General features: G+C 56.9%; 7 protein-coding genes. 2 read left to right on the top strand and 5 right to left on the bottom strand.

All coding sequences use genetic code 11. The features are described from left to right. Positions 1-195 precede the first annotated feature (195 nt). Both Q5H33_RS07240 and Q5H33_RS07235 read left to right on the top strand, forming a co-directional pair. Complete coding sequence (locus Q5H33_RS07240) at positions 196-1,521, top strand: ABC transporter permease (protein ID WP_118279864.1); 1,326 nt, start codon at positions 196-198, stop codon at positions 1,519-1,521. Then, entirely contained in the window at positions 1,518-2,702 is a 1,185-nt protein-coding gene (locus tag Q5H33_RS07235) for an ATP-binding cassette domain-containing protein (protein WP_126016623.1), read from the top strand. Before Q5H33_RS07240 ends, Q5H33_RS07235 begins: the two co-directional genes overlap by 4 nt. Positions 2,703-2,820: 118 nt before the next feature. Here Q5H33_RS07235 and Q5H33_RS07230 read toward each other — a convergent pair whose 3' ends face one another. The 5 genes from Q5H33_RS07230 to Q5H33_RS07210 all read right to left on the bottom strand — a co-directional run bounded on the left by Q5H33_RS07230 (position 2,821) and on the right by Q5H33_RS07210 (position 10,622). Continuing rightward, positions 2,821-3,612 (bottom strand): HD domain-containing protein, encoded by a 792-nt coding sequence (locus tag Q5H33_RS07230; protein ID WP_004223407.1) that lies wholly within the window; start codon positions 3,610-3,612, stop codon positions 2,821-2,823. 123 nt (positions 3,613-3,735) lie between these two features. Then, positions 3,736-4,620 (bottom strand): class II glutamine amidotransferase, encoded by an 885-nt coding sequence (locus tag Q5H33_RS07225; protein ID WP_004223410.1) that lies wholly within the window; start codon positions 4,618-4,620, stop codon positions 3,736-3,738. Positions 4,621-4,821: 201 nt separating this feature from the next. Then, positions 4,822-6,999, bottom strand: coding sequence for a KUP/HAK/KT family potassium transporter (locus Q5H33_RS07220; RefSeq protein ID WP_004223414.1), 2,178 nt, complete (start codon positions 6,997-6,999; stop codon positions 4,822-4,824). Between the two features lie 232 nt (positions 7,000-7,231). Next, positions 7,232-8,188 (bottom strand): TatD family hydrolase, encoded by a 957-nt coding sequence (locus tag Q5H33_RS07215; RefSeq protein WP_022245599.1) that lies wholly within the window; start codon positions 8,186-8,188, stop codon positions 7,232-7,234. A gap of 121 nt (positions 8,189-8,309) precedes the next feature. Continuing rightward, positions 8,310-10,622, bottom strand: coding sequence for an alpha-L-arabinofuranosidase C-terminal domain-containing protein (locus tag Q5H33_RS07210; RefSeq protein WP_302423775.1), 2,313 nt, complete (start codon positions 10,620-10,622; stop codon positions 8,310-8,312). Positions 10,623-10,625: the final 3 nt, after the last annotated feature.

The following is a 10,625-nucleotide window of genomic DNA, read 5'->3' as shown; positions in this document are numbered from 1 at the left end:
TTTTCAGGAATCATTCAGACTTCATGCAGGGGTATAACAGTGTTGCGCAAGAAAACAATCACGTTGGAAGCCCAAGATGATTGCACGGGACGCACCATGCGCTACGGGCCTGCCTTGCTGCGGAGCGCGCGTCCCGGCCAACGCTGACGTCGGCATGCGCCGGCGCGCTATAACAGAGAACTGGAGAAGTACCGCATGTTCGTTCTCAAGAACGCATGGGCGGCGCTCGGCCGCGTCAAATGGCGCACCGCGCTGATCGCCCTACTCGCACTACTGGTGTCTTTCTCGGCTGCCGTGGACTTGGCAGTGATTCGAGCCGACGACACCGCCAATAATGAAACATACCAGTCGCAAAAAGCCACGGCGGTGATTCGGCCGAACGCGCAAACACAAGCCAAGCGCGACGGTGCCGATTCCAGCTATACCGACAAGTATTTGACGTGGGAAAAGTACAGCACGTATGCAACGGCCGCACAGAGCAACAACGTGACCTTCAATTACACGTTGGCAACATCGGTGCCGGTGCGCGAAAGCAAGTCGTTGCAGGCAATCGCCGCGAAAAACGATACCAGCGAAGACAAGACCGGCGGCAACCTGACCCTGCAGGCGTTCTACACGTTGGACGCCGCGAAAATCAACGATTACGGCTACTACAAAGTGGTCAAAGGCAAGCATCTGAGCTATAAGACGCAGAGCGACGGCGTACTCATCTCGCAAGCGCTGGCCGATAAGAACAATCTCAAGATCGGCGACAAGGTGACGGTCGGCAATCCGTCGAAGGCTTCCGACACATACACGTTCACCGTGCGCGGCATTTACGAATACGACAGCGACGTGCCGGAAGGCAACGGATCCGACGCGAAGTATGCGAAGGACAATCGTGAGAACGTGATCTACACGACGTATCTCAATTTCGCCAAGAACGGGCTTGACACGACGGATGCGGAAGGCTGGGCCATTCCGAATCTGAATATCATCTTCTCGCTGGCGAATCCTTCCACCTACAACACGTTCGTGCGCTTGGTGAAGAAGGCCAAGTTGGACACGAAGACGTACGAGATCACCTCGCCGTCGCTTACCGCTTACAAGAAGTCGATCGAGCCGCTTGATTCCGCCGCTTCGGCAGCGCGCATCATGCTGATTGCCGTGACGATTGTCGGTGGCATCGCTTTGCTGGCATTGATTGCATGTGCTGCGATTGGCGGCCGCCGCGATGAGATCGGCATGGCGATGATCACAGGTGTGACCAAGGGCCGTTTGGGATGGCAGTTCATGCTGGAAACGTTCATGATGACGGTTCCGGGTTGGATTGTCGGTTTGGTTGCGGGCGCGCTGTTGGCGAAGCCGATCGGCACCGCATGGGCCGGCGGGCAGGCTGTGTCGATGACGTCCGCTTCGGTGTGGAACGTGATCTGGTACGGCTTGGGCGCATGCCTGGTGCTTGGCATCGTGGCATTCGCGCGCGTGGCCTGCTTCAACCTGAACCAACTGTTTGAGGAACGCTCGGAGGTGAAGGCATGAGCGACAACATGAATGATAAGAACGAGAACCTCGACGAGACCGTGGTCGACGAGACTGCCGAGACCGCATCAAACGAGACCGTCGATGATGTTGCGACTGACGATATTGCAGCTGACGCATCTTCCGCTGATTCCATTGAATCCATCGATTTTGCGGTGGTATACGACGATGACAATGCAGATATCGAAATTGCCGCAACTGACGGCGCGGAAATTCCCGACGATGTAAACGATGGCGATACTGCAGTAGCTGCCGACGGCGATGCTGTGGTATCTGCAGATAATGCAGATACCACTGAAGTTGCAGATGACGCTGCAACTGCTGCTGATACTGCGGATGGTTCGGATGTGGTCGCCAACAATGCGAATCAGGTGAGGGAAACGCTTGCCTTGCGTTCTTCCGACGAACCGACCGTGCTGGAATCGCATGAAATGGTGAAAGCCGATTCCGCAACCAGCGTCTCCTCACAGCTCGACCGCGAAATCAAGCATCATCGCAAGAAGGATGCGTTTTTCTTCAAAGCGAATCCGACGTTCGCACTCGATCATGTGACCGTGACCAATCGCAAGACCGGCCGCAATATTCTCGACGACCTGTCGCTGTCGTTCCATGCGGGCGCCACGCATGCGGTGCTCGTGGACGCGGAGGATCGCGAACAGCATCAGGCGTTGCTGGCCACCATGGTCGGCATGGTACGCACGGACCGCGGCAACGTGATGCACAAAAGCACCAACCTGAGCGACGTCGAACCGGTCGAAATGTTGGGACACCGCATCGGATTCATTCCGCAACGTTTCGCTTTCCGCCCCGATCTCGACGCGGAAAGCAATGTACTGTACGCCATGGATGCGTCGAACCGCAACTTCCTCAAGCCGAAGCCTGTGATCGCCCGCGAACTGCTCAAGCGCGTGGGCTTCGACGAAGTGACGTCCGGCCTGGCAGTCGGCGAAGTAAGCGAACTGAACCAGCGCCGCGTGGCCATCGCTCGTGCGCTGAGCTGCGAGGCTGAAGTGATCATCGCCGACGAGCCGACCGCTGGATTGGATGCCGACGATGCGGCCGTGGTGTTGGATCTGTTGAAGAAGTTCAAGCGCGATGCCGATCGCAGGCGCGCCATCATCGTGGTGACCACCAATCCGGAGATCGCCGATGCGATGGAGCACAGCGTGGAACTCGACTAGCCGCCTAGTGCAACGGGCGCACGAACATAGACTCTTTCGTGCGCCCATAGGTAAGCCCTTTGGAATTCTGGTTTTAGCCAAATTCCAAAGGGCTTGCGTGTTCTGGAAACGGTCTGCCCTACTCGACGATACGCATGTGGTACTGCTCAGCGAGCGGCGTGACGTCAAGCACGCCGTATCGTTCGAGCAGCCGCAGCCATTCGCGCCTGTTACTTTCGCCGAAACGGGCCGCCTTGCGCGCATAGGCTTCGGCCGTCAGGAACTTCGGCGGAATCGACTTGCTGTTGTACTTGTCGGCCACCATCACCACTTCCTGCTCAAGATTCATGGGCACATAGTCAGCCGGAGGCAATGGCAATCCTTGCGATTCCACCGCTTCTTTGGTGAGTCCCACACCGGTGTGGTTGCGCGCGAACTGCGCGATAGACTCGTCAACACCCTCATTCAACAAATATTCGTAGCCTTTAAGCCCATGCCGCACGTAATTCGGACCGTCGAATTTCAGCGGTCCACCGTCGGAACCGTCTTGCTTGAGCAGAAAATACGTGCCGATATCATGCAGCAGACCACCGATCACTACCAGATGCTCGTCGATCAGCCTCGGCGGAACGGTCCCACCCGTAAGCCCGTCCGATGATGGAATGGAGGGGATGCGAAGCATACCGAACGATTCGCTTCCATTGCCGTCTTGCGTAAGCCTAAGGCCGAAATCGCCCGCTTTTTCAGGGGCATCGTCCGGTAGTGTGCAGCGGCGGGTGAACAGTGCATTCTGCCTGCGTGCCATGCGACGTGCGATGTCGGCGACGACTACGCAATGTCCGTGAATCAAATCGTATGCGGCTTGCGATTGCGCGATTTTTCGATGCAGTTCGTCAACTTGGGCGAGTGTAGGAATATATCCGGTTGTCATACCGCCTATCTTAGGCGCTGTATGACGATTGCCGCATGCTGAATCCGGTCGAAAAAAAACTGGAAATCCCCGATGAAAGTTTCAGCCGAAAAATTCCGAAATACGGATTTCAGATTACGGATTTCAGATGGAACGCACGCGGAATGCGCCGGTACGGTTGGAAGCAACGATCATCTGATTGTTTTCCAAACGAGTCCAGCCATCTTCGGCACACTGATCGAAACCGGAGCTGGCCACAACCACGCCCTTCGGCTGGCCTGCAGCCTGATCCGCTTCGGATTCACCGAGCGTACGATAGCGCATCACACGATAGTCATGCGCCTGGTCGCCACGGCCGTACTGGTCATAGATTTCCACAATGCGCTTGGACGTGACCTCACGACCGGCCGCACACAGAGCGATGAATTGGTCTTGGCTCTGGATCATGCAGTTGTAGCTGGACTTCGGATAGCTTTTGCGCAGTTCGCGCACCGCCTGCGCGACCGCCTCGTCGAGTGCGAAACCAAAACCGATGTACTGCAGGATCACTGCGAAGAAAATGGCGGAATCGGAACGGCCGCCAGTGGACTGCACGATGTTGGGATCGACCGGGAACGCGCGGTTGGTGATGATGTTGCGACCCTGATCGTCGGAAATATCGCCATTGTGGATGAAGCTCAATCCGTTGGCGTAGAACGGCTGCTGGTTTTCGAGAATCAACGGCAGGTTCGAGCTGGCCAAACGCAGGTGCCACAGGCCTCCACGAGCCGGAGTGTTCGCAAGCTCGTCGAAAATCGGATCATGTCGGGCTGCGATCGTGTTCTTGTAGACGGCGGTGCCGGTTTCCGGGGTGGGAGCGCCACCGTCACGCAGGTACGGCGATTCGCTCGGCACGGTGACCAGCGCGGAGCCCCAGCCATCGTTGTGGATTTCGCTCAGATTCCGGAAATCGCGTACGGCCTGCATGCCGAGCACGCCATTGAGACTGGTGTTGCTTCCGGCTGCCGCGAATCCAAGTAATCTGCACATGGTTGATTACTCTACAGGGCTTGTAATGCAACGCGCGCATATGGCTATCGACATTGCTTATAGCGTGCGAAAAACAGCGTGATTCCAACGATTCTTCGAGATAAGACCATGCAAAAACCTACAAAATGCCCTACGAAAACGGGCTGCGCGACGATGGCAGATACGATCGCCATCATCACGCAGCCCGTTTCACGGCTTGTTTCACACACGCTTTAGCCGCGGAGGACGCTGAGTCGCGAGGAACAGCGGCTGTATCTCAATCAGCGGATTGTAAGGCGCAAGGCCGAACCATTTGACCGGAGATCCCGCAAAATGACGAATCGCATACTTGACTTCCAAAGAAATCGCGCCACGCTGCGACACCTTCGACTCAGGCATAAGCGCCTTGTGTATCAGCACATATCGAATCGGACCGATATTCGGATCAGCATCAAGCTTCGGATAGCGGCTTTCCTGCCTCGGCAGATCCCCCGACTTCGACAAATCGTTCATGATCTGATGAATGTAAGCTGGAATCGACTGAGAAACCTTGAAACCAAGCCGAATGCGAACACGGAACATATAATCCGTACCGAAATTCTCAACCGAATACTCGCGGGTGAACGGCTCATCGGCAGTCTCGACGGAAACAGCCCACCAAGCGCGGGCACGTTTTGGATGGTCGGCGAAAATCGAGAAGAAGATATCGGTATCGATACGCTTCGTCTCCGGATCCGACGTGAGATAGACGATATTGTCGGCAAAATACGGAATCGTATCGTCATCATGCAACCGCTTCAGCACCGGTAGGCATTCGGCGGGCTGCATATGGCGACGCTGCGCACGTTCCAGCTTCGTGCCTTCGTTCCACGTGTACATAACCAGCAGAATCGCGAAGGTAAGCAGCATCGTGAACCAACCACCATGCAGGAACTTCGCCATGGAAGCGAAGAAGAACATGAATTGGATCGCAAGAAACAGCACGGTGAATACGACCGCTCCGATACGACGCCCCGAATGCCAGATGTAGACGGCAAGCAGAATGGTGGTAGTGATCATGGTGATGGTCAACGCCAGACCATACGCCGCGGAAATATGCTCGGAATCACGGAATAGCGCCAAAACCAACAGCGTGGAAACGCAAAGCACCGCATTGACCACAGGAATGTACAGCTGACCGCGGGTACGGGCCGGGTAACGGACCTGAAGATGCGGCATCCAGTTCAGATGGGTGGCTTCAGACACCATCGTGAACGCGCCGGTGATCAACGCCTGCGATGCGATAACGCCCGCGACCACGGAAAGCACGACGGCCACGTAACGCACGCTGGGCGTCATCATTTCGAAGAACGGGTTCAAACCGTGCGTGCGGATGTAAGCCGAATCATCCCAATGATTGAGCATCCATGCGCCTTGGCCGAAATAACAGAGCACAAGCGCGATTTTGATGAACGGCCACGTGAAATAGATGTTGCCACGGCCAACATGACCCATGTCGGAATAAAGCGCTTCGGCACCGGTGGTTGACAGGAACACCGTACCCATGATGGCAAGCCCGGCGGCATTATGGCTGCTGAACAGGAATCTGACACCGTACACGGGGTTGAGCGCCGCGAACACGCTCCAATACTGACTGAGGTTCGCCAAGCCGACAACCGCCAGGAACGAGAACCAGACAAGCACGACCGAACCGAACGCCTTGCCGATACGCTCGGTGCCACGCGACTGCACAGAGAACAGCATCAGAATGATGGCCGCGGTGATCATCAGGGTCAGCTGCTTGTTTTCAGTGAAAAGTTTTTCAAAAGCTGGTAGCGTCTCCAAGCCTTCCACTGCCGAGCTGATGGACACAGCCGGGGTGAGTACGGAATCGGCGAGGAACGCGGCGCCGCCGAGCATGGCAGGAATCGCAAGCCATGCACCGTACTTTCGAACCAACGAGTACAGCGCGAAAATGCCGCCTTCGCCCTTGTTGTCGATACGCATGGCAATCAGCACGTATTTGACGGTGGTGATAAGCGTGATTGACCAGAACACCAACGAAAGCACGCCGAGCACGGCTTCGCGGTCGGCATGCGCAAGTCCGCCCTGCCCGTTGAGGAACGTCTGCATGGTGTACAGCGGCGAGGTGCCGATATCGCCATATACCACGCCCAACGCCACGATCGCCATGGCGGGCGTGATTCTGTTTGGACCGGATTGCAGACGGCTCCACCAACGACCGACGGGACCCTTGCTGGCCACCTGGTCAAGTTTGGCGGCCTCCTGCTGTTTCTCCTCGTGCTGCTTGATCAGCACCTGTCGCTCTTCCTTAGTCAGCACCTTGTGCGAAACCTTCGGCGCCTGCGTGTATGTGGCTGCGTGAAACAGCGGCTCATCCTCGTTTGGCTCGTTAGCCATAACGCTACCTCCAAGTGGCGGGCCTTCCAACCCACTCCCCAAAATAAACGCAAAAAGGCACGTTAGGAGCCTTACGAAGTCTTGTCAAATCTTCACATTGTTTCTTGCGATTCTTGATCTCGCACGAAGTAAACTTCCTGTGGGTTTTTTTCTTATTTTACCTCTTGTCTTTCTCTTACTCTCTCTTATTTTCGGATAAATCGTTTCCGTCCTGTCGATTTTCGGAATTTGTTCAGATTCCGTACACTTCGCGCGTGGTCTTTCGCGTTGCCTGCGCGACTTCCGTCAGCGGTTTATCGAGATAATTCGCCAACGACTGCAGGGTGTAGGGGATCATGTATGGCGCGTTGGTGCGGCCCCGATACGGCATCGGACTTAGGTAGGGGGCATCTGTTTCGACCATGACATGGCTCAATCCGACAATGCGCGCCGACTCGCGAATACCATCGTTGCCCTTATAGCTGGATGTGCCCGAAAGGCTGAGATACCAACCGTTTTCACGTGCGATCTCACCCATTTCGGCATCACCGGAATAGCTGTGGAACACGGTCCGTTCGGGAGCGCCGTCCGCCAGCAGCGTTTCGATGACTTCCTTATGTGAATCGCGATCATGGATCTGCATGGGCAGGTTCAGTTCTTTCGCGAGCGCGATGTGCGCGCGGAAGGCTTCTCGCTGCAGTTCTTTGGCGGCTTCTCCGGTGCGGAAGAGGTCCATGCCCGTCTCGCCGATGGCCACAACCTGGTTGGGGTAGGCGGTGGCGAGGCGGTGCACTTCGGCCATGGCGTCTTCGAAGCTGGTGTCGTGCCATGGCTTGTATTTGAGCGGCAACCCGTCTGGGCCCGGCACCCCGCGGTGACCGTGGAGCACGGATTCGTTGGGGTGTATGGCGATGGCCGCATGCACGGTTTGGGGGTGTTCGCGTGCCATGTCGATGGCCGTCATGAGGTTCGGCAGTTCGCATCCGCAGTCGATGACGCCTTCGACTCCGACTTGTTGCGCTTGGTTCAGCAGTTCGTCGACGCTGTATACGGGGACTTCCGGCTGTCCTTTTTCTTGCGCTTCGTGGCTCATGGCCCGCGAGAACGGCACGACGGACGCCACATGCGTGTGGTTGTCGATGACGTGCGCGTTCTCGGGAAGTGGTTGCGGTGCTGGCGCCCAGCTGCGGTCACGATGGTGTTTGCTCATGCCTCCAGCCTACGCTCGATGGCAGTCTTGCTTCGGAAGCCGCGTTATTCATCGATGGCAGTGGGATTAACCAACGCACCTCCATATGTTTTGCGACGTAGCGCTGAAACGCTTTCCGCGATTAGTCATGGAAGGTGAGGGTGGTGAAGGACCAGGAGGGGGCGGTGTAGGCGCCGCTGATTAGGTCGATTGCGGTTTCAACCGGAACGGTTGGCGAAGCCTTGCCGATTTCACCGGCGTACGGGTCGGTTCCGGCGAGCACGGTGGCAGTTGCCGAAGCGCGGGATTCCGCGGAAACACCAAGCTCGTCAAGCACCTGGTTCAGATCAATCTCGGCTTCAGCGTCGAGCGCGTTGACGATACGCACGTAGGTGACGCCTTCAGCATCATTGCGAGCCACGGTGACGGTACGGCGGGGCTCTTCCGGCTTCTCAACACCCTGTGCAACAAGCTCTCCATCGATATACAGCTTCATGCTTTCGCCGCGATCGGCCACTTCGATGCGCACCTGCCACACGGTTCCGGGGAACACTTCGTCCATGGACCATTCGGTGCCGTCAAGATTGTAGGCGGTACCGTCGCGCACCACCTTGATTTCGAAAGCACGACCGAAGGAGGTGATGTTGTGGTTCTTGCCGTTGATGTCGCCGTGGACCAGCTGCAAGCCCCAACGACCCTGATAGTAGGTGATGGTGGCGTTGATGGTGTAGGCGTCAGAGTCAATGTTGAGGCTCGTGTTCATCGGACCATTGCCTGCGTAATGGCAGTCCTCAAGATCGACATGGCGGCCATCAGCGGTGTCAACGCTGAAGTTGGTGATGTCGGCGTGAGCGGCACCTTCCAAGCGCAGGCCAACGGTTGGTGGCAGTTCGCGACGCAGCGTGGTCTTGCCTTCCACCGCGACCGGCCATGCGGTATCGGACGTGGTGGTGGCATACATCTGCTGCACCCAGTAGCTGTACGGCAGGTAGGTACGTTCGTTGTCGAAGTAGATCAGATCAGGATTCCAGCTGTGATGTCCGTTCTTGGCAAACAGCGGCGCATACGAAGACATGACCACGGCATCGCCGTTCAATTCCATGCGACCCATGAACGCCGCTTCGGAAAGACCGTTGATCAGCTGCGTGTTCCACGAACCATACTCGCCCAAGTACACCTTCGGGCCCTCACGATCCGTGGTGTCGTAGTGGTCGAGATTGTGGAACCACCAGCTGGAGGACTGATAGGAATGCTCGTCAACGATGGGAACTCCGGCTTCACGCGCATACTGCCAACCAGCCTCGTAGTCGGGACCGCTCGGAGCCGGACCGACCGTGCCAACCACAACAATATCCGGGTAGGTGGCCTTGACCGCGTCGAAGATCTGCTGGAAGCGGTTCCTGAACACGTCATCGATGAGATCTTCGTTGCCGATGCCCAAATATTCAAGGTTGAACGGTTCCGGATGACCCATGGCGGCACGCTTGGCACCCCATTCGGTGGTCGCGGCATCGCCATTGCAGAATTCGACCAAATGCAGCACTTCATCGATGTATGCCGGCATGTCTTTCTGCGCGATCGGCACCGGGCCCTGACTGGTGTTCTGGCAGCTCACGGCGGCGGGCAGCACCGGCAGCGGCTTCGCGCCAATGGTTTCGCACAGGCACAAGTATTCGTAGTAGCCGATACGGAACGACTGGTGGTAGCCCCACAGGTTGAAATTGTGCGGCCGATGCTCAACATCACCGATGGTGCGATCCCAGTGGTACATGTTATCCATGCCAAGACCGTGGGTGATGCAGCCGCCCGGGAAGCGCATGAAGCGCGGCTGCAGGTCGGCGAGCGCCTTGACCAAATCGGGACGGAAATGCTTGAGCCCGTTGTAGGTGGTGCGTGGTTCGAGGGTAACGAAATCAAGATCGACGGTACCTTCCGTGGTGAAGGTAAGTCGCAAAGCGCCTTCATGTACAACGATGGCATTGCTTTCACCGGAAACCGTCAGCGAAACCTCTTGCTTACGCCAATCGTTGGAATCGACGGTGATATCTTGTTCTGCAATCGCATTTCCATCGTCGTCAATCAGAGCGACGGTGACGGGAAGCGCGGAAGCTTCGCAATTGCTGGAAATACGCATCCATGCGGAAAAATCGTAGGTTTCGCCGGCACGGAAGACCATGCCGTCCCAGCCGATATTTTCAAGCGAAGCCGGCGCCTGTTCGACTTCGACGGACGCATAGTGCGGGTTTTCTTCGGCTACCGGATTGTCGGTGAGCACGTCGAAGGCTGCGAAGGAGCCGGCGGGCACGATTTTGCGCCAGAAGCTGTAGTTGCTCCAGTCGGAGGAGTCGGCGCGATTGTATTCGAATGCGCCGTTCTGTACGAGGTCGGCGTTGAGTCCGCCGTCGCCGGAGTAGCTGATGTCTTCGTAGAAGATGCCCCACAGGTCGGTGCTGATGTT

Source organism: uncultured Bifidobacterium sp. (assembly GCF_959020145.1).
In the GTDB taxonomy this organism is placed as follows: domain Bacteria; phylum Actinomycetota; class Actinomycetes; order Actinomycetales; family Bifidobacteriaceae; genus Bifidobacterium.
Note: the sequence above shows the minus strand (reverse complement) of the source record. Positions and strands in the feature narration are given on the sequence as shown.

Excerpts from the sequence above, each read along its gene's own strand:
- Q5H33_RS07240 (WP_118279864.1), top strand. The coding sequence starts at position 196 with ATGTTCGTTCTCAAGAACGCATGGGCGGCGCTCGGCCGCGTCAAATGG.
- Q5H33_RS07235 (WP_126016623.1), top strand. The coding sequence starts at position 1,518 with ATGAGCGACAACATGAATGATAAGAACGAGAACCTCGACGAGACCGTG.
- Q5H33_RS07230 (WP_004223407.1), bottom strand. The coding sequence starts at position 3,612 with ATGACAACCGGATATATTCCTACACTCGCCCAAGTTGACGAACTGCAT.
- Q5H33_RS07225 (WP_004223410.1), bottom strand. The coding sequence starts at position 4,620 with ATGTGCAGATTACTTGGATTCGCGGCAGCCGGAAGCAACACCAGTCTC.
- Q5H33_RS07220 (WP_004223414.1), bottom strand. The coding sequence starts at position 6,999 with ATGGCTAACGAGCCAAACGAGGATGAGCCGCTGTTTCACGCAGCCACA.
- Q5H33_RS07215 (WP_022245599.1), bottom strand. The coding sequence starts at position 8,188 with ATGAGCAAACACCATCGTGACCGCAGCTGGGCGCCAGCACCGCAACCA.